Source organism: Coprobacter secundus subsp. similis (assembly GCF_015097275.1).
GTDB classification, from domain to species: domain Bacteria; phylum Bacteroidota; class Bacteroidia; order Bacteroidales; family Coprobacteraceae; genus Coprobacter; species Coprobacter secundus.
Genome location: NZ_AP023322.1, coordinates 1,421,157 through 1,439,739, shown reverse-complemented (window position 1 = coordinate 1,439,739; position 18,583 = coordinate 1,421,157). Strand labels below are relative to the sequence as shown.

The 18,583-nt window shown below is 49.2% G+C and carries 17 protein-coding genes and 1 pseudogene; 16 read left to right on the top strand and 2 right to left on the bottom strand.

Annotation, left to right across the window (positions count from 1 at the left end; genetic code table 11):
- Positions 1-17 precede the first annotated feature (17 nt).
- The 15 genes and pseudogenes from Cop2CBH44_RS05740 to Cop2CBH44_RS05670 all read left to right on the top strand — a co-directional run bounded on the left by Cop2CBH44_RS05740 (position 18) and on the right by Cop2CBH44_RS05670 (position 16,128).
- The gene (locus Cop2CBH44_RS05740; RefSeq protein WP_005816242.1) at positions 18-1,160 is read left to right on the top strand and encodes a toprim domain-containing protein; all 1,143 of its coding nucleotides are present in this window, start codon (positions 18-20) and stop codon (positions 1,158-1,160) included.
- Positions 1,157-1,642: a PH domain-containing protein gene (locus Cop2CBH44_RS05735; RefSeq protein WP_005816244.1), complete on the top strand. Its 486-nt coding sequence runs from the start codon at positions 1,157-1,159 to the stop codon at positions 1,640-1,642. The genes Cop2CBH44_RS05740 and Cop2CBH44_RS05735 overlap by 4 nt, the downstream gene beginning before the upstream one ends.
- Complete coding sequence (locus tag Cop2CBH44_RS05730; RefSeq protein WP_005816246.1) at positions 1,623-2,324, top strand: hypothetical protein; 702 nt, start codon at positions 1,623-1,625, stop codon at positions 2,322-2,324. Before Cop2CBH44_RS05735 ends, Cop2CBH44_RS05730 begins: the two co-directional genes overlap by 20 nt.
- A 17-nt stretch (positions 2,325-2,341) precedes the next feature.
- Positions 2,342-3,025 (top strand): hypothetical protein, encoded by a 684-nt coding sequence (locus tag Cop2CBH44_RS05725; protein ID WP_005816248.1) that lies wholly within the window; start codon positions 2,342-2,344, stop codon positions 3,023-3,025.
- 93 nt (positions 3,026-3,118) lie between these two features.
- On the top strand, positions 3,119-3,781 hold the full coding sequence (locus tag Cop2CBH44_RS05720; RefSeq protein ID WP_005816251.1) for a hypothetical protein: 663 nt from the start codon (positions 3,119-3,121) through the stop codon (positions 3,779-3,781).
- Positions 3,782-3,796: 15 nt separating this feature from the next.
- Positions 3,797-4,618, top strand: coding sequence for a M23 family metallopeptidase (locus Cop2CBH44_RS05715; RefSeq protein WP_005816253.1), 822 nt, complete (start codon positions 3,797-3,799; stop codon positions 4,616-4,618).
- A 32-nt stretch (positions 4,619-4,650) separates the two neighbouring features.
- Positions 4,651-4,923, top strand: a complete 273-nt coding sequence (locus Cop2CBH44_RS05710) for a hypothetical protein (RefSeq protein WP_007897422.1) — start codon at positions 4,651-4,653, stop codon at positions 4,921-4,923.
- Positions 4,924-4,932: 9 nt separating this feature from the next.
- Positions 4,933-6,732 (top strand): hypothetical protein, encoded by a 1,800-nt coding sequence (locus Cop2CBH44_RS05705; protein WP_005816255.1) that lies wholly within the window; start codon positions 4,933-4,935, stop codon positions 6,730-6,732.
- Positions 6,733-6,814: 82 nt separating this feature from the next.
- Entirely contained in the window at positions 6,815-9,271 is a 2,457-nt protein-coding gene (locus Cop2CBH44_RS05700) for a MutS N-terminal domain-containing protein (protein WP_005816257.1), read from the top strand.
- A gap of 4 nt (positions 9,272-9,275) precedes the next feature.
- Positions 9,276-10,832 (top strand): glucosaminidase domain-containing protein, encoded by a 1,557-nt coding sequence (locus Cop2CBH44_RS05695; RefSeq protein ID WP_200755703.1) that lies wholly within the window; start codon positions 9,276-9,278, stop codon positions 10,830-10,832.
- Positions 10,833-11,083: 251 nt separating this feature from the next.
- Positions 11,084-11,689 carry a hypothetical protein gene (locus tag Cop2CBH44_RS05690; RefSeq protein WP_200755702.1) on the top strand — a complete coding sequence of 202 codons (606 nt, stop codon included), beginning with the start codon at positions 11,084-11,086 and terminating at the stop codon, positions 11,687-11,689.
- Positions 11,690-11,694: 5 nt separating this feature from the next.
- Positions 11,695-12,198, top strand: a pseudogene (locus tag Cop2CBH44_RS05685) (ArdC family protein); the annotation flags it as partial.
- A gap of 184 nt (positions 12,199-12,382) precedes the next feature.
- On the top strand, positions 12,383-12,634 hold the full coding sequence (locus Cop2CBH44_RS05680) for a hypothetical protein (protein ID WP_050552428.1): 252 nt from the start codon (positions 12,383-12,385) through the stop codon (positions 12,632-12,634).
- A gap of 130 nt (positions 12,635-12,764) precedes the next feature.
- Positions 12,765-14,576 carry a reverse transcriptase/maturase family protein gene (locus Cop2CBH44_RS05675; RefSeq protein WP_009017563.1) on the top strand — a complete coding sequence of 604 codons (1,812 nt, stop codon included), beginning with the start codon at positions 12,765-12,767 and terminating at the stop codon, positions 14,574-14,576.
- Positions 14,566-16,128 (top strand): zincin-like metallopeptidase domain-containing protein, encoded by a 1,563-nt coding sequence (locus Cop2CBH44_RS05670; RefSeq protein ID WP_200755701.1) that lies wholly within the window; start codon positions 14,566-14,568, stop codon positions 16,126-16,128. The genes Cop2CBH44_RS05675 and Cop2CBH44_RS05670 overlap by 11 nt, the downstream gene beginning before the upstream one ends.
- A gap of 106 nt (positions 16,129-16,234) precedes the next feature.
- Here Cop2CBH44_RS05670 and Cop2CBH44_RS05665 read toward each other — a convergent pair whose 3' ends face one another.
- Positions 16,235-16,600, bottom strand: a complete 366-nt coding sequence (locus Cop2CBH44_RS05665; RefSeq protein ID WP_005816269.1) for a DUF2958 domain-containing protein — start codon at positions 16,598-16,600, stop codon at positions 16,235-16,237.
- A gap of 2 nt (positions 16,601-16,602) precedes the next feature.
- Positions 16,603-16,896, bottom strand: a complete 294-nt coding sequence (locus Cop2CBH44_RS05660; protein ID WP_005816271.1) for a hypothetical protein — start codon at positions 16,894-16,896, stop codon at positions 16,603-16,605.
- Positions 16,897-17,290: 394 nt separating this feature from the next.
- Here Cop2CBH44_RS05660 and Cop2CBH44_RS05655 point away from each other — a divergent pair, with 394 nt between their 5' ends.
- On the top strand, positions 17,291-18,553 hold the full coding sequence (locus tag Cop2CBH44_RS05655; RefSeq protein WP_005816273.1) for an ATP-binding protein: 1,263 nt from the start codon (positions 17,291-17,293) through the stop codon (positions 18,551-18,553).
- Positions 18,554-18,583 lie beyond the last annotated feature (30 nt).

Sequence of the window (18,583 nt, the reverse complement as noted above, 5' to 3'; positions counted from 1 at the left end):
ACAATTTATAATTTATAATGAGTAGTGAACTGACATACGATGACTTTCTGGACAGGTTGAGCATACAGGAAGTACTGGTGGACGCAGGGTATCATCTGAACAAGAGAGATGGCTTGCGTTATCCGTCGTATGTGCGTACTGACAGTGAGGGCAGACGGGTGCGTGGTGATAAGTTCATTGTCACGCAGAATGGGAAATGTTGCTTCCAACCACCGCAGCAGAAGGTGTATAATGTCATTTCGTTCATCAAGGAGCATCCAGAAATGTTTTCAGAGAACAAGGTGGGAATGTCTCCTGACCGACTCGTCAACCTCGTCTGCAACCGACTGCTCAACCAACCCATAGAGGACAGACCATCGAAGATTACAGAACCAAGAAAGGACGGAAAGCCATTCAACCTGAATGACTACGACATCCACAAGTTCAATCCGCAGGACAGGGAAACGCAGAAAAGGTTTTATCCCTATTTTAAGTTCCGAGGCATCGACCTCTATACGCAGTATGCTTTTCATCGGCATTTCTGTCTGGCTACTAAGCATCGGACGGATGGACTTACCTTTGCCAACCTTGCCTTTCCGCTTGTACTGCCCAAGACACCCGACAAGACTGTGGGCTTTGAGGAACGAGGACGACCGAAGATGGACGGTAGCGGCGGTTACAAGGGCAAGGCAGAAGGAAGCAACAGCAGTGAAGGACTGTGGATTGCCAACCTCACGGGCGAGCCGTTGGATAAAGCAAGCGAAATTGTATGGTTTGAGAGTGCCTACGATGCCATGGCAGAGTATCAGATAAATCCTGTAAAGATGGTGTATGTATCTACGGGCGGCACACCCACCGAGGGACAGATGCGAGGACTTCTGTCCGTTACTCCCAACGCACGGCACTATTTGGGTTTTGACAAGGACGATGCAGGGCGGCAGTTTGTTGCAAACTTCAGGAAGGTGGCAGCAGAGATGGGCTTCCGTCACGAGCATGTGCAAGCCTATCATCCATTGGGTTGCTACAAGGACTGGAACGATGCGCTGCTCAACAAGAAATCAGCAGAACTGATTGCCAAGGGCGAACCAGATACCTTCGACTATGCCGAGTTTATCGCAGCCGGCAAGGCAGAGAAACAAAGGGAAAAAGAAGAAAAGAACACATATCATAGAAGCGTATGAGACAAGAAGATAATAGCATCATCACCTTGTGCCCCAGCATCGGACAGTTTTTCATCAACGAACTGCCTCTGTTGCTGTTGTGCGTGGCAATGCTCCTAATCGGAGGATTGCCCGGTTGTGCATATAGTACCCTGTTGCTTGTCTTCAGCCTCCTGTTCTCCCTCTGTTTACTCTACCGATTCATCTATCTGAGGAGTATCCGCTACCATATCGGGAGCGAGCAACTCATCTGTGAGCACGGAGTGTTTCAGCGGAGCGTGAACTACATGGAGTTGTACCGAGTGGTGGACTTTGCCGAGCATCAGACATTGATACAACAGTTATGCGGACTGAAAAGCGTGACCGTGTTGTCGATGGATAGAACGACACCGAAACTGGAAATGACCGGCATCAGCAACAGCTATGACGTGGTGAGTGTGATACGAACAAGAGTAGAAACGAACAAACGAAGAAAGGGCGTATATGAGATTACGAATAGATAAGATTTGGTTCATTGTCGTGGCATTGGTACTGAGCGTGCCGTCAGCCCATGCACAGATTGTGACTGCCAACCCTTTGGAATGGATGGCATTAGCAGAGGGCAACGAAGCCATCAACGGTGAGATAGAGAAGGAAATCAAAGGTCAGACCAAGACTGCCCTGTTGCAGAATACCATCGCCGCAGAGTTCACCAAGATACACGAATGGGAGAAGAAGTACAACAGTTATCTGAAAACCGCCAGTGGTTATGCCTCTTCCCTCAAAGCCTGTACCTATCTGTACGACGATGGAGTGAAGATATTCATCACCTTGTGTAAGATGCGCAAGGCCATCAACAATAATCCGCAAGGCATCGTTGCCACCCTCTCGATGAACAACCTGTATATGGAGACCGCCACGGAATTGGTGTCCGTCTTCACACTGCTGAAAGATGCAGTCGCCAAAGGAGGCAAAGAGAACATGCTGACTGGTGCGGAAAGGAGCAAGACGCTGTGGGCACTGAACGACAAGCTGAGTGCCTTCAGCAAGAAGCTGCATCGTCTTTATCTGTCTATACGATATTACACCATGACCGATGTGTGGAACGGCGTGACGGCAGGGATGATAGACCGAAGCAATGGAGAGATAGCCACCCAAGCCCTTAGCAGATGGCGCAGAGCAGGACGTATGACCATCAGTGATTAACGATAAAGGAATCAGTCATGAAGTATTTCATATCAATTGCCATTTTTATGTTTATATCATCTTTTGCAGGAGTGCGGGCGCAGAACGACCCGACTCTTGCGGGGATGATTCTGATGTACACCAACAAGGCGGAGAAAGAACTGAAGAATCAGGAGAAAGTGATGCTGCTACAATCCACCGGCCATATCTGGACCAAGGAGGAAGTGGAAGCCACTACCGACCTGCAGCGGGAGTTCAACAACTATCTGGACTCCTTCCGTTCCATCGTCAGCTATGCCGCACAGATATATGGTTTCTATCACGAGATAGGTCAGTTGGTGGACAATATGGGTGGATTGGTGGCGCAGTTGGATGCCCATCCTGCCAACGGACTTGCCGTAGCCCTGTCAGCCAAGCGCAACAAGATATACCGCGAGCTGATTATGAACAGCATCGAGATAGTTAATGACATACGCACGGTATGCCTGTCGGGCAACAAGATGACCGAGAAGGAGCGTGTGGAGATAGTCTTCGGCATCCGACCCAAACTGAAGAAGATGAACAAGCAGTTGAAGCGACTGACGAGGGCGGTGAAATACACCACCATGGGCGATGTTTGGATGGAGATAGACGAAGGGGCAAGACCCACCAAAGCGAACAAAGCCGAGATAGCAGCGGCTGCCAAGAGGCGGTGGAAGCAGGTGGGCAAGAACGTAAACTGATGGAGCAGCGAGAGCAGAGCCGAACTTGTTCGAGCTATGCCGAGTCGTGACAGAAGAAGACGAAGTCAAACCGTGATTAAAAAACGATAAGATATGGGATTTTGGAGTTCATTATTGAAATATGGTGGCAAGGCGGCACGAGGTACTGGCCATGTCATCGGAGTAACTGGAAAGACCTTAGGCAGTGCGGCACTCCACCCGCAACGCACCCTTATGGGAGCCGGCAAGGCTATGCAGACGGCCGCAGTGGGTAGTGCCGCAGGCTATGTGACATGGGAGAAGCTGACCACAGACAAGAGCGTGGCACGCATCGTAGGTGATGCTGTCATCGGCGAGAATGCCACGGAAGCGGTGGCACAAACCGCCAACGATGTGCAACGTCTGACGGGCAAGGCTGGTGAAGCCGTTGATGCGGTGAACACTGTAGCCGGAAAGATGGACACCCAGTTCAGCGGCATCAGTGATTTCTTTAGGAATATGTTCGGAGGCGTAGGATGCGACATGATAGGCAATCTCTTTGGCAATATCGGCAAGGGCAACGTGTCGGGTATGAGCATCGTCGGACTGGTGGCTGCCGCCTTCATGGTATTCGGACGCTTTGGTTGGATGAGCAAGATTGCGGGTGCCCTGCTTGGAGCGATGATCATCGGGAACAATTCTAAGGTGGCGCAAACTCTGCCTAACAGAGGCGGTACGTCTTCACATGGGCAGAACATGAAAGAAGCAGAGACCCAAAGCAGAGGGATGAAACGATAACCAATATACAGTGATATGAGATATACAGAAGAAATGATACTGCGCTCATCGAGCGGCTACTGTATGCCGTTTGAGGAGCCTATAAAGCAGGACGTGCAGATGTCCTTGGGTTACGGAGAGCAGAAAAATCCCGTGACGGGAGAAACATTCTTCCATCACGGCATAGACTTCTCAGTGAACCATTACCTGCTGTCGGCGGTGGCAACGGGAACCGTCTCTGCCATTGGGTCGGACGCGGAGCATGGCATCTACCAGACCATCCGCTACGGCAAATACGAAGTGACTTACAGGCATCTCTCCAATGTCTTCGCCAACTTCTCCCAAAGCGTCAAGGCCGGTCAGACCATCGCCATCAGTGGCGACCTGCTGCACATGGAGGTGAGGTTTGACGGAGAGGAAATCAATCCGTTGGAGTTCCTCACCATGCTCTACGGCAATATCAAGGCATTGGAGCACAATTCCCAAATGGGCATCAATGAACTGGACATGAACATCCCTTCACCCTACGACACCGACCGTCAGGAGATAGAGGCATTGATGCTCCGCTTCCTTCCCTCCTACTTCGAGGACCTTCAACAAGGAGCATACTCTCTGCCCGAACATACGGAGCAGTCGTTGAGAAACATCTTCTCGTTGGGAGCGAGCAAGCATTATTTCTACGAGACCATGCCGAGCATGGCTAATCCCTTGGGCATCGGCAACCGCTGTATGCCTTTGGCGACTAAGGTGCAGAACCTGCTCATTGCCGACTTTCTCAACTATCTTGCCATGCGACATCAGGTATATCTCTCCACGATGGACGAGGTGTTAAAAAAAAACTCCAAGAGCAAGCCCTGACGCATGACGGCATCATCGACCCTCTTGCCGACTTGGACGTGGATATCCAGAGCTTCGACATTCCGAGGATAGTGAGCGTCTATCCCGACCGGGCTGGCGTGAGATGGTGGACAAAGGCATGGTTCAATGGTAAGGAAGAGGGGGAACCCTCCGTGGAGATTGAGGAACGTATGGCCGTGCAGTTCATCCACTGCCAAGTGGACAAGGACGCATGGTTGGAGGAACACTATCCTAAGCAGATGGAGATATATCACAATGCCATCGAGCAGACAAAGGAACAGATATTACAGCAGTATAATATATAAACAAGGTATATGGCAGTTAAGAACAGTCAGCGATTCGCAGAGATAGAGCGTCTGATGGGCGACTACTTCGGGTGTCACCTTGCCCCCGTGATGGGCAGGGTGCAACGGGACTTGTCCAACAGACAGGCAGACGAGATGCGAGCCTACTCCAACAGTACGGCTGGCATCCTACGCTCATTGGCCACTGCCAATATGCCTGGTGATGACCCATACGCCACGCTGAAGATTACAGGCAAGTGGAACAGCAAGACCACCGAAGACTATCTGGCGATGTGCAAGGAGGCTATTGTCGGCAACAAGGATATGCAGCGTGACCTTGCCGTGATGGCTGAGGAATGGCGCAAGGCGGTGGTGACGGAGATAGGACGAGAGCGGTACGATGCACTCTCTAAACAACTCGGTTGTGATTTGGCATACGCCTATATCGATCACCGCATGGAGCAGCTGATGATAGAAAAAATGGTGAAAGACCGTATGCCAACATCTTCTGCCGACTATATCATCCGCAAGGCGGCACAAAGCAGTCTGTTCGGTCTGCCCTACGAACTGAACAAGTCACCCCTTGCCGCAGAGATAGAAGCCAAAGGAGAGGCAGCCTATAAGCCCTCTCGAACAGAGAAGGCAGCGGGATGGGCAGCCGGAGCGGGTGCCGATGTCGTGGCCATGGGAGGGATTGGCTCATGGGCAACCTTCGCCAAGTTTGTCGGTATCGATATGGTGATGAATGTCGGCATGGAGCACCTAAGCAAGAAAGGTAGCAGCCAAGAGGTCTGTGTCGAGGAGTGTATCAGCAAGGGAGTTTTCGGTACGGGCACCAACGTCTTCGCCTCATTCCGCAAACAGGCAAAAGTCATCAAGAACCACGAGAACAGCTATATCAAGGCTACCAACAGCCATTTCAAGAACAAGATTCCCACGAGCAATATCACTTTTATGGATTGGACGAAACAAACCGAGCAGACCTCTTTTCCTTGGAACAAAGGTACGTTCCTTGACCCTCAGAGAAACGAAGCAACCAAACGTACAGGCAAGTACAAGGATGTGCCCTTGATAGTTGCGCCTGGACAGGAAGACGAGTATCTGGAGGTTAAGGCGAGACTGGATGCAGAGGCTGAGAAGGAGAAGAAGGCAGAACCGAAAGAAACTCCTGATTCATCGACTGAAGAGGCAACACCATCTGTAGTCCAGCAGGAGGAAACAGCCTTACAAACAAACGAAAATGGATGGGACGGGCTGTTGCAGAGTTTTGGACTGAACGGCTTTTCAGACATCGGCAAGAACCTTGGTTATGTGTTGGCGATGCTGCCCGATGTACTGGTGGGACTGTTCACTGGCAAGACAAAATCGCTGAATATGGACAATAGCCTCCTTCCTTTGGCCTCTATCGTGGCTGGAATGTTCGTGAAGAATCCTATACTGAAGATGCTGTTGATGGGTATGGGAGGTGCCAATCTGCTCAACAAAGCGGGACATGAGGTGCTGGGCAGGAAACAGCAGGAAGGCATTGCACCTACAGTTAGTCCTGCTGCATCTCGCATTCAGTACCGCCAATATCCTGATGAACCACTCAATCCTCGTATCAGCAACCCGATGCTGCAAGGGCGGTGTCTCGTTGCCAACATTGACCATGTGCCTTGTACCATTCAACTGCCTGACAGTGTGATTGGGGCGCATCAGTCGGGGGCATTGCCGCTGAATACATTGGCTAACGCCATACTTGCCAAGAACGACCAGATGCGACAGATGGCAGCAATGCAGTACGAAGAGCAGGCACGGGAGAGCGTGGTGCGACCGAGGGGAATACAGTGAAGCCCGACAACAAAATTGTCGGGAACGGTGGCTTGGTAAGCCAATTATAGAATGTGATTGAGATAAACAAAAAGATAAAAGCATGAAAGAGAAATCAGAATTTGAGAAGCGGACGGCGGAGAAGCAGGTGTCGCTGCTCACTGAGGCACTGACGAGTGCGGTGGATGCCAAGGGACATTGGTTGAATGCAAGCGGCAAACTCTATCCGAAGCTCTATCCCAAGGGCTTTTCGGTCAGTCCGTTCAATGCCCTTGTCCTTGCCCTTGACTCCGATGCCAAGGGTTGCAAGAGCAATCTGTTTACGCAGTTCTCCGAAGCGAAGGCACGGGGTGAGAGCGTGAGGGAGCATGAGAAAGGTGTGCCGTTCCTGTATTACAATTGGAATAAGTACGTCAACCGCAACAATCCCGACGATGTCATCACCAAGGAGGCATACGCAGAACTGTCGGAACAGGACAAACAGCAGTACAAGGGAGTGAAAAACCGTGAGATCCGTGTGCTGTTCAATATCGACCAGACGCTACTGCCTATGGCTAACGAAACAGCCTACACTACGGCATTGAAGAAGGATGGCACGGTGGAGGATAGAGGTTATGGCGACAAGGAGGACAAGCAGCTGCATGGGTGCGTCAACGGATTCCTTCAGAAGATGAAGGACAACCTCGTGAATGTACGTCAGGACGGCACGGGTGTGGCGCACTACGACACCGAGAAGGATGTCATCTACCTGCCACGGCAGCGTGACTTCGAGCACTACAATGACTATGTACAGGAGATGATGCGTCAGTTGGTGTCTGCCACCGGTCATCAGCAGCGGTTGGCACGTGAGGGCATGGTCATGAAGAACGGCAAAGCCCCGTCGGAGGATGCCGTGAAGAAGGAACGACTCATCACTGAGATAGCTTCGGGCGTGAAGATGCTCGAACTGGGACTGCCTGCCCGTCTGTCAAAGGACAGCCTTAGCATGGTGGACTATTGGACGAGGGAACTGAAGGAAGACCCTTGTCTGATTGATGCCATCGAGAGTGAGGTGAACGGTGCGCTGAAGGTGTTGAAGAAAGCCGAACTGGGTGAAAAGGTGGAGTATGCCACCGACCAGCATCAGCGAGAGACGGCGCAGATACAGGTGCAGTTGCCCAACCACTACTTCGTAGCAGACGAAATCAAGCAGCATCCCAACGAGGAGCAGCGTACTGTGGTCATCGTGCGTGATGATGCCAGCAAGACCGCCGATGTGGTGCTGCCACAGGGTGCATCGTTGGAGGTGAACAACGAGATCAAGGGCATGAACAAGCAACGCTTCACCAATGCCTTGCAGAAAGAGGGTTATGACAACGTGCGTTTCTACAATCCCGACGGAGCCTTGGGCTTCCGTCCCGACGACAGTTATTTCGCCGACAAGAAAATCACGGTATCAAGACTGCGCAACTGGTCTATCGAAGACCTATCCTCGTTGGATGCTTCTGAGGCCGTAACCCACAGCCGTGACATCGGTTTCGACAATGTGCAGTTGGTAAAGGATGACAAGGAGCGGTGGGCATTGTACATCAAGCCCGAAGGTAAGGAGGGCTTTGCCGTCTATCCCGACAAAGGAGACCTCAATCATTTCTTCACCACCTTGAAGCAGTCGATGGACAACATCGAGCGTGTGCGTGAGGAACTGGCACAGAAGTATTATGCTATGGCAGAGGCGAAACCCGACCTGAAGGTGGACATCTTCGGAGGTAATGAGCAGGAGGTTGATTTGAACCGCATCCAGCGTGTGGCAGTATTCCGTGCCAAATCGGGCGAATGCCTGTGTGCAGCCACTATTGACGGCAAGAAGTTGCAGCCGAGAAGTGTCAGTCCGTCACAATGGCAACGATTGTGGGTGGCTCCTGACAGGGATTCCTACAAGCAGAACCTTGCCGCCTCGCTGTTTGCTGATGTATTGCAGAAAGACAACAATGTCGAGCAAAGTACACAAGAGAAGCAGGAAGAAGCGACGGAGGTGAAGCAAGCGGAGACGGCAATTGTCGATAAGCATGATGAACAGAAGGAAGTGGTACTTAAGGAAGATAAAAGCTCTGAACAAAGGGAAGAGAAGAAACAAGAGGAAAAGAAAGAAGAAAAGAAGGATGAAAAGGCTGTCAAGGCTGCTGTCTCTCCCCTTGTCCAACAATATCTTGACTTGAAGAAGAAGCATCCTGATGCCATTCTTTTGTTTCGCTGCGGTGACTTCTATGAGACCTACAAGGATGATGCGGTGAAGGCATCCAAAATATTGGGTATTACGCTGACAAAGAGCAATGGGCGCAAGGATGATGAAGGCAAGCCGTTGGCAATGGCAGGATTCCCATATCATGCCCTCGACACCTATCTGCCGAAGCTCATTCGTGCTGGTGAACGGGTGGCCATCTGTGACCAGTTGGAAATGCCGAAGCAGACAACATCATCGAAGCGTGGAATTACGGAGATGGTGTCACCTGGAAAAGAGACAGGAAAGCAGATGGCACAGGAAAGTCAAGAAACAGAACAACACACCAGTCTAAGGAGATAGGCTTATGGGAAAGAACGCAGCGTATGCCGCACAATATGCGGAGGAAGCCAAAGAACAGATGCGGATGTATGGGATTCCTGCCTCCGTCATCTTGGCGCAAGCCATACTGGAGAGCAGCAACGGACAGAGCCAACTGTCGCGCGAATGCAACAACCACTTTGGCATCAAGGCTACGGCATCGTGGTTGAAGAATGGCGGAGAGTATGGAGTCTATACGGATGATAGGCCCAACGAGAAATTCTGTAAGTACAAAAGCGTGGGTGACAGTTATGAGCATCACTCGCAGTTCCTGAAGCAGAACAAGCGTTATGCGCAGTGCTTCACGCTTTCACCTGACGACTACAAGGGATGGACGAAGGGCATTGAGAAGGCTGGCTATGCCACTGGCGGCGGTTATGCAGCGAGTCTGCAACGCATCATTGAAACCAACGGACTGGACAAGTATGACCGTGAGGTGATGGCGGAGATGCGAGCAGAAGGTCGGTCGGTCGGGGTGGAGAATAATCCTCGCAGAGAAACACCTGCTGCCCATGTACCGCAGTCTGCCGGGTATTCCTTTCCTGTAGAGCGAGAGGAATTTCTCTTCATCACCTCGCCTTTCGGCAATCGCCAGGATCCGATGGATGCCACCAGGCAGCAGATGCACAAGGGCATTGACATCAAGACGAACCATGAGGCGGTATTGGCTACGGAGAACGGTGGCAAGGTGGTGTCGGTGAACCATAATGCGAACACGGCAGGAGGAAAGTCAGTCACCGTGGAATACAGCCGTGAGGATGGCAGCAAGGTGCAATGCTCCTACCTGCATCTTTCCGACATAGCAGTAAAGGTAGGCGACACGGTCAATGCCGGACAGAAGTTGGGGGTGTCGGGAAATACTGGCACACGAACCACTGGCGAGCATCTGCATTTTGGCGTGAAGAGCGTATCGGCTGACGGCTCAAAAAGGGATATGGATCCAGCCGCTTATCTGGCAGAAATCGGACAGAAAGGCAACATCAAACTACAGGCCCTGCATAACGGCAATGACCTGTTGGCGAAATACAAAAGTGACGTGCCGCAGGAGCAGAAGGTTACGTCGGAGGACTGGATGAAGAAACTCCTTTCCTCAGAGGACAGCGGCGTGGGCATTTCTGGAACGAATGATCCAATACTCGACATGGCGATGACCACCTTTATGTCGCTGATGATGTTGGCAGCGCAGATTGACAGCAAGGATGAGGAACGACAAAAGGAATTCATCTCTGCCATGGCAGCCAACCAGCTTGTAGATTTGACCTCGCTTGTACCAGGCATGAGGCAATGCACCATCGCTGTGGGTGAGAACGGCAAGGCTGTGCTTCATGCAGAGAGCGGTACGGTGAAAATTGACCGTGAACTGACTTCCTCGGAGATGAACCGCCTATCGCTCATTTTGGGCAATGCCAATCTGTCGGAGGAAAGCAAACGGACGAAGATTGCGGGAATGGTGACAGGCATCGTGGCGACACAGCAGGCTTCGCAGAATTTCGAGCAAGGGATGGAGGCTGAGACTCAACAACAAAATCTGCAAAGGAAATGAAAAGGATAGCATGTCATCTGTGTACAGTGTTGATGGGTATGGTAGCACTGGCAGGGCACTTCATGCTTACCCAATGGCTTTTCGGTCAGACCGTGGCCATCATCCATCTCGGCTTCCAACTTATCGTAGCAGCGTGGATGGTCTATGAACTGATACGTGCGCCGGTATATGATGATTGAAAAGAGATTATTGACATTGCGAAGACATTTCACTTGGACAATGGAGATGTATAATTCAAAAAGTATCGAGCAATGATCAAATGTAATGTAACAGTGTGCGGAACGGTCAGCAAGGCAGCGACCTGCCGCACGAACAAGGAGGGCAAGGCCTTTGTGAGCTTTGCCATGAACATAGTCATTCTGGCGAAGAGCGGGATTAACAAGACTATCGAGGTGTCGGTCATCAAGGACGGGACACTGACGGAGGTAGGCAGCTGCAACATTGGCGAGCACATTGAGGTAGTCGGTGTATTGGTACCGAGGAAACGGGGCGATGCCCTTTATTTCAACCTGTCGGCAGGCAGTATCAGCCACCAGCCTGCCGAGGCAGAGGACTGCATCAAGGGCGTGATGAAGTTCCGCGGCAAGGTGGGCAAGAGCATTGAGGACAAGACTGACAAGAATGGTGTGCCGTACTGCCAGTTCTCCGCTTTCAGCGCAGAGAAAGTACAGGACGGATTTGAATACATCTGGGTAAGTTTCTTCCTCTTCGATGGCAAACGCGAGGCATGGCTGCAACCGGGTGTGAAAGCGAACATCAAGGGCGCATTGTCTGTCAGTGTCTTCAATGACAAGTTGGACTTCTCCTGCCGAGTGTCGGAGATGAGCGAATATGTTCCGCAGCCCTATAACGGTTAATGACTATGGGAAAGGCTTATGCTAAGGAAGGTCCGAGTGCCGAAGACAAGGCACTCGACCTGTTTGCCGATATGATGATTGAGCGTATTCAGTCGCTGTCGGGCAAAGACGGATGGAAAAAGCCATGGTTTACCGAGGGCACGCTGCAATGGCCGAAAAACCTGAACGGACGAGAATATAACGGCATGAACGCTATGATGCTGCTCCTGCATTGCGAGAAGGAGGGCTACAAGATTCCTCGCTTCTGTACCTTCGACCGCATACAGCAGTTTAACAAAACTGGCAAGAAAAACGAGGAACAGAAGCCTCGTGTGTCGGTATTGAAGGGTGAGCATTCTTTCCCTGTGATGCTCACCACGTTTACGGTGGTCAATAAGGAAACAAAGGAGCACATCAAGTGGGAGGACTACAAACTGCTCTCTCAGGAGGAGCGCGAAAAGTATAATGTATATCCAAAACTTCAGACTTACCATGTCTTCAATGTGGCGCGTGCGTCCGTAATGGTCGCGTAATAAATATCTCGATAATAAGAGATTAGGTTAGTGTTCAAAGTTTAGAAATAAACAATAGACCTATCCCCGACTGACTTACTCGGAGAGGAAACTCAAAGAGGAACACAGCACGTCAGTAAAGCGATAAGTTAGCTAATTGCCATGCTACGACTGAATTGCAAGGGGAAAGACAGATATGAGGATGAAGCCTGATTGGTTGAATGATAGTTCAGTGACAGAAGTTGAAGTTGTGGCGAAAGGCAGTTATATACGCCACATCATGGTACTACAGCCCATTGCGCGAGGGCAAGTAGCAAGAACAAGCCATGACACGACCGCAGTAAGTGGAGAAAAGAACGAAAGTCGCATCCGACAATCTGTTGCCTATCGAAAGATAGACGTTATTACGTGGTTAAACGGAGATTACCTAAATCGGAACGCCGTAAGGCTATGAGGATTTGCCTCTGAATATCCGACAAGGTAACGGAACTCCCGTAGTAGTCTGAGCAAGGGAAAACCTTGTACATGGCGAAGGGGAGTAGTTAGTAACTTTAATACAAACAAAAGAAAACGAGAGATTCGTTATGAGAAATCCAGAGATTGTATTAAACACATTATGCCAGCACAGTAAGGTCTCGGACTATAAGTTTGAGCGACTGTACCGCATTCTGTTCAACAAAGAGATGTTCTTCATTGCCTATCAGCGCATATATGCGAAGCCAGGCAATATGACTCCAGGCACAGATGGTCAGACTATCGACCAAATGAGCATTGGAAGAATTGAACGTCTCATCGAAACACTTAGGAATGAATCCTACAAGCCGCATCCTGCTAAAAGGGTGTATATACCAAAGAAGAACGGCAAGAAACGCCCTCTTGGTATACCATCCGTAGAGGACAAGCTTGTGCAAGAGGTAGTTCGGATGATTCTTGAAGCCATCTATGAGGGGCACTTTGAAAGCACCTCTCATGGTTTCAGACCTCATAAGAGCTGCCACACAGCTCTGACAAGCATTCAAAGGACTTTTACAGGTGCAAAGTGGTTTATTGAGGGAGACATAAAAGGCTTCTTCGATAACATAGACCACGATGTACTCGTCAGCATTATGCAAGAGCGTATTGCAGATGAAAGGTTTCTTCGTCTTATCAGAAAGTTTCTCAAAGCGGGGTACATCGAAGACTGGAAGTACAACAACACGTATTCGGGAACTCCTCAAGGTGGAATAATCAGTCCTATTTTGGCAAACATCTATCTTGACAGGTTCGACAAGTACATGAAAGAGTATATTTCACACTTCGACAAAGGGAAAGAAAGGGCTCACAACAAAGAATACTGTTGTCTCAACACGAAAACAGTAAACCTAAGGAAGAAATGGAAAGCGGAAACAGATGAAACTGTAAAAGCAGAACTGTTGATGAAAATAAAAGCCATGCACGAAGAGAAAAATAAGATGACATACAGACTTCCAATGGATGAGAATTATCGGAGATTGAAATACGTGAGGTACGCAGACGATTTTCTGATTGGAGTTATAGGGTCAAAAGCAGATTGTGAACGAATCAAGGCAGACATCACAGAATATATGATGAACAACCTTAAACTCGAACTTTCTGCTGAGAAGACACTCATAACTCACGCAAAAGAGAACGCTAAATTCCTCGGTTTTGACATCACCGTTAGGACATTGGATGTGTTTAAAAGGAATAGCAAAGGAATCAAAAAGCGAGAATTTGTTGGAAAGGTCATGCTTATGCTCTCTTCTGAAACAGTGAAAAAGAAGCTTCTTAGCTACGATGCTGTAAAGTTTACGAACGTAAACGGCAAAGATGTATGGAAGCCAAAATCACGGGAGAAAATGGTCGGTATGAAACCCGAAGACATCCTTGCACAATTCAACTTGGAAATCAAAGGCTTCTACAACTATTACTGTATAGCCAACAATGTTTCGTCAACATGTGCCGATTTCGGCTACATTATGGAGTATAGTCTTTATATGACTCTTGGTCAAAAATTAAGAAGACATGTAGGGCAAATCAGAGACAAGTACCGTAAAGGCAAGAATTTTGTCATCCCATATAAGGATGCAAAAGGCAAAGAACGGTTCAGAACACTCTATAAAGAGGGATTCAAACGTAAAAGCTCATTAACGGACGATTTTCTCGACCGTACCCCATGCACTATGTATGTTCCCAAACCAAGCCTTGCAGAAAGGTTGAAACAGCAAACCTGTGAAATGTGTGGTGCAACTGACACTAACGTCGTAATGCATCATATACGCACTCTTGTTGGGGTAAAGGGAGAAACTCCATGGGGCAAGTTGATGTTGTCGAGACATCGTAAGACGCTTGTAGTGTGTGAATCTTGTAATGCTATAATTCAGTTTCATGGGAAATAATGTGAGCTTACTAATGGCAAGCCGTATACACGGAGACGTGTACGTACGGTTTAGGGGCAGGTATGCGGAAACCTGCCGCCGTAAGGCGGTAAGGCGCTGCATACCGAGCCTACAGACCAACTTGAAGGAGGTCAGACCAGAGTTTTGGGAGAAACTGGAACAGGAATACTCGATGCCCAAGGTAGAGAAGGACGAGCAGTTTGCCTTTGAACCCGTGGATAGGATGATAGCGGACAACCGTTGGATATGTCCCATCAAACCCATGTTTGGCGATTCCGCCTATTTCTCCATCAGCAAGAATGAGATTGTGATGCCTGAGAAAAGGCAATTCAAGGATGGGGAGTCTTTCTACTCGAACCTTTTCCACGAGATGGGACACTCCACGGGTGCGGAGGGACAGTTGGACCGCATTAAGCCCGCTACCTTCGGCTCGGCAGAGTATGCACGCGAGGAACTGGTGGCAGAACTGACGGCTGCGCTGACCGCTCAGCGGTATGGCATGACAAAGCATCTGAAAGGAGATTCGGCTGCCTATTTGAAGTCTTGGCTGGATTCGCTGAAGGAGTCGCCGCAGTTCATCAAGACCACGCTACTCGATGTGAAAAAAGCTACCTCAATGCTCACGCAGCATATCGACAAGATTGCTATGGAGATAGACCAGGAGAAAAAGGCTGAGCAGGAAAACGGGCAAGGGAAAAGTTATCTATCCATAGATGACGGCGACCATGCAGTCTTGGCATATAATGGTTCTGCTGTATATATCCAGCATCATGAGAAGGAGGACTCTGTAAAGATTGCTGTGCCGACGAGTAACGGTCTGGAAGTGAAACTCTCTGTTCCTTACGACCACGGCAAAGACCTTGACACCAATTATCAGGAGGCTTTTGCCCAGTACAAAAGCCTGACAGAGCCTTCACAATCGAAAGAAAACGTCTATTATGCCTCCATCGCCTATCTCCAATCAACGGATGACACATCGGAACTGGATAAGCTAAAGGAGAAAGGTGACTATCAAGGACTGCTGACGCTTGCCAAGGAATACTATGACGGGAACGGCATGGACGAGGAGCAGACCTACAGGAAGCCGTGCCAGAACAGAGGCGATGACCTGCTAATAGAGGACAAGGACTTTGCAGTGGTCTATAACGGGAGTGTCGGCGGTACGTATGAGGTGTTCCTGAAGCATACGGAGCAAGAAGTGCGTGACCATATCACTCGCTATGGCATAGGACGTGCCAGTGAGGACGTGAAGGCTGTGGCGAGGGAGATGACCGCCGAAGAGTTTTCGGAATTGGCGCAGCGAAAAATGCCGATATTCCAAATGCCGAATGGTGGTTTGCTGAACCTGCAATATAACAAGGATAAGGATAGCCTGGATGTGGGGACTGTGACCAATGCAGGACTCTCTGTGAAGCATACCTTCCCTTTCAGCCACAACCATTCTATGGACGCAAACATCAGCTCTGCGTATGAGCAACTGCTTGACATGGAGGAGTACCAGAAGGAAGAGGTACAAGAGGAGCACGTTGCCAAGTCCGCTTTCCGAAGATGAGAGTAGTATCGTAGTATATACTAATCGTAGGCTTTACTACTCATAGTAGGTACTAACAATAGTCAGCCGCAAGGAGTAATGTCCCTGCGGCTGATTTAATTTGGGGTCATTCCATATTATGAAGGAATGCTTGTAAATCCTCGTCTGGAATGCTCTTCAGTTTCACCGGCTTGAAGCCGTCCAACTGCTCCACTTGAAATATCTCGTCCACTCCATATTTGGAGCCATCCACCTTTACGCTCTCCATTTCATTGACGGAGGTATAGCCATACTCCGTTTCATGCAGACCGCATACGATGGTGAACAACGTGGTGTCGTTACCTTCCGGCTGTCCTTCAAGTACGAACCAACGGACGTGTCCGATGAAGAATATTGCCACACAAACGGCATCCTTGCCTTTGCCGTCCTGTGAATACAGAGGATAGGATTTCAGTATCTCCTCCAATACGGGTGTAATCAATCTGCTTGCCATAGTCAATCGTTGTTAAGTGTTCTGTAATACATTCTGTTCTCTACAAGGTGTTCGATGGCCTCTGCTGCCAATCGGCACACCCACTCGTCACGCTGGTCATAACGACCTTTTTGATAGTCGTTGGCAAGGCGTTCCAAGAAGGCAAACACCACCTTGCCCTTTTCGTTGATAAGATAGCGATGGTCATCTGCAAGGGCATTGCCTACCTTGGCGGCTGACCCCATCTGACCGTTTACGAACCGTGAGAAGCACTCGACAAATGCCTGCTCGTTTTCTGATAATCTGTGTAATTCCATACGCAAAGAAATTATTTGTTCAACTTGTTTTTCTTCCCTCCTTTTGAAGCCTTTCGGCTCCTCTTGTCGGGAACTGATTTTTCGTGCATCAAAAGACTGCGGAATGAGGGCGATAAGGCAAGAAAACAGACGGAGGAGTTAATGAAATACCCAAATCTTTGATTTGCGGAAAGCTGTCGTTCAGTCCTCTGCCTGTTAGCATGGCGGTACTTGACCATTCGCCCGGGCAGTAACTTTGCAAAGAAAAATGGGCATCGGCAAGTGGAATAGACACTACAAAACAGGAAAATCATTGATTTTTAGTGCATTTTTCTTTATTTCTTTCTTTGATTTAGGATAAAATATATAACTTTGCCTCCGAAAAAGTGTCACAAGTGACAGTTTTTCGTAAAATATGATAGTAAACAGATATAGATACATAGAACAGTTGAGCCGTTCAAAGAACAACGGGCTCATAAAGATAATCACAGGATTGCGACGTTCAGGCAAGTCGTTCCTTCTGAAGAAACTCTTTCATCAGCATCTATTGGATGAGGGCGTGAGAGAAGACCATATTCTCGTCATCGACATGGAGAGTAGGAAGAACAGAGAGTTCAAGAACCCGGACTACCTGTTGGACTGGGTGGAAAAGATGATGATTGACTATGAGACTTATTATATCATCATCGACGAGGTGCAGGAGGTGGAAGACTTTGTAGAGGTGCTCTCTTCCTTGTCAGTTACCGAAGGGGCGGATGTGTATGTCACAGGCTCCAACTCGCGTTTCCTGTCCTCTGACCTGGTGACGGAATTCCGAGGCAGAGGTGACGAGATACATGTGTGGCCACTATCCTTCAAGGAGTTCATGACGGTGTATGATGGTTCGAAAGAAGACGGTTGGGCTGAATACAGACTGTACGGAGGTTTGCCGCAACTACTTACACAGGTTGGGGATGAGAAGAAGGCTGATTTCCTGCGTCGCCTTTATCGCACGGTATATCTACGTGACATCTACGAGCGGAACAACATAGAACTGAGACCTGAATTTGAAGAATTGTCGAAGACCGTAGCATCCAGTATAGGAGCACCTGTCAATGCACTGAATATAGCCAATACGTTCAAGTCCGTAAGCAATGTGCAGAGCATAACCGACAAGACAGTGTCGGCTTATCTGGAATATATGCAGGATGCTTTCCTTATCGAAAAATCCGAAAGGTTCGACATCAAAGGACGGAAATACATAGGTTCGTTGTCCAAGTATTATTATCAGGACGTAGGTCTGAGGAATGCTATTCTGTCGTTCCGTCAGAGCGAGCCGACACATATCATGGAGAACGTCATCTACAATGAGATGCGTATGCGAGGATGGCTCGTGGATGTGGGTAACGTCTATCATCGAGTGAGGAATACGGAAGGAAAGCAGCAGAGGGTGACATTGGAAGTGGATTTTGTCTGCAACAAAGGGAGCGAGCGGATCTACATCCAGTCGGCGTGGCGTATGCCCGATGCAGAAAAGATGGAACAGGAGAAACGGTCGTTGCGTCTTGTAGATGACTCTTTCCGCAAACTGCTGATCGTGGGAGAACATACCAAGCAGTGGAGCGACGAAAACGGCATACAGATAATGAGTATATATGACTTCCTGCTTGACTGGTCAAGTACTGAGAAACACGGATAAAAAAAAGATATGCGCATAGAATATGCGTTA

What these genes read in the sequence shown, in the direction of transcription:
- Cop2CBH44_RS05740 (WP_005816242.1), top strand. Translation starts at nt 18, where the DNA reads ATGAGTAGTGAACTGACATACGATGACTTTCTGGACAGGTTGAGCATA.
- Cop2CBH44_RS05735 (WP_005816244.1), top strand. Translation starts at nt 1,157, where the DNA reads ATGAGACAAGAAGATAATAGCATCATCACCTTGTGCCCCAGCATCGGA.
- Cop2CBH44_RS05730 (WP_005816246.1), top strand. Translation starts at nt 1,623, where the DNA reads ATGAGATTACGAATAGATAAGATTTGGTTCATTGTCGTGGCATTGGTA.
- Cop2CBH44_RS05725 (WP_005816248.1), top strand. Translation starts at nt 2,342, where the DNA reads ATGAAGTATTTCATATCAATTGCCATTTTTATGTTTATATCATCTTTT.
- Cop2CBH44_RS05720 (WP_005816251.1), top strand. Translation starts at nt 3,119, where the DNA reads ATGGGATTTTGGAGTTCATTATTGAAATATGGTGGCAAGGCGGCACGA.
- Cop2CBH44_RS05715 (WP_005816253.1), top strand. Translation starts at nt 3,797, where the DNA reads ATGAGATATACAGAAGAAATGATACTGCGCTCATCGAGCGGCTACTGT.
- Cop2CBH44_RS05705 (WP_005816255.1), top strand. Translation starts at nt 4,933, where the DNA reads ATGGCAGTTAAGAACAGTCAGCGATTCGCAGAGATAGAGCGTCTGATG.
- Cop2CBH44_RS05700 (WP_005816257.1), top strand. Translation starts at nt 6,815, where the DNA reads ATGAAAGAGAAATCAGAATTTGAGAAGCGGACGGCGGAGAAGCAGGTG.
- Cop2CBH44_RS05695 (WP_200755703.1), top strand. Translation starts at nt 9,276, where the DNA reads ATGGGAAAGAACGCAGCGTATGCCGCACAATATGCGGAGGAAGCCAAA.
- Cop2CBH44_RS05690 (WP_200755702.1), top strand. Translation starts at nt 11,084, where the DNA reads ATGATCAAATGTAATGTAACAGTGTGCGGAACGGTCAGCAAGGCAGCG.
- Cop2CBH44_RS05680 (WP_050552428.1), top strand. Translation starts at nt 12,383, where the DNA reads ATGAAGCCTGATTGGTTGAATGATAGTTCAGTGACAGAAGTTGAAGTT.
- Cop2CBH44_RS05675 (WP_009017563.1), top strand. Translation starts at nt 12,765, where the DNA reads ATGAGAAATCCAGAGATTGTATTAAACACATTATGCCAGCACAGTAAG.
- Cop2CBH44_RS05670 (WP_200755701.1), top strand. Translation starts at nt 14,566, where the DNA reads ATGGGAAATAATGTGAGCTTACTAATGGCAAGCCGTATACACGGAGAC.
- Cop2CBH44_RS05665 (WP_005816269.1), bottom strand. Translation starts at nt 16,600, where the DNA reads ATGGCAAGCAGATTGATTACACCCGTATTGGAGGAGATACTGAAATCC.
- Cop2CBH44_RS05660 (WP_005816271.1), bottom strand. Translation starts at nt 16,896, where the DNA reads ATGGAATTACACAGATTATCAGAAAACGAGCAGGCATTTGTCGAGTGC.
- Cop2CBH44_RS05655 (WP_005816273.1), top strand. Translation starts at nt 17,291, where the DNA reads ATGATAGTAAACAGATATAGATACATAGAACAGTTGAGCCGTTCAAAG.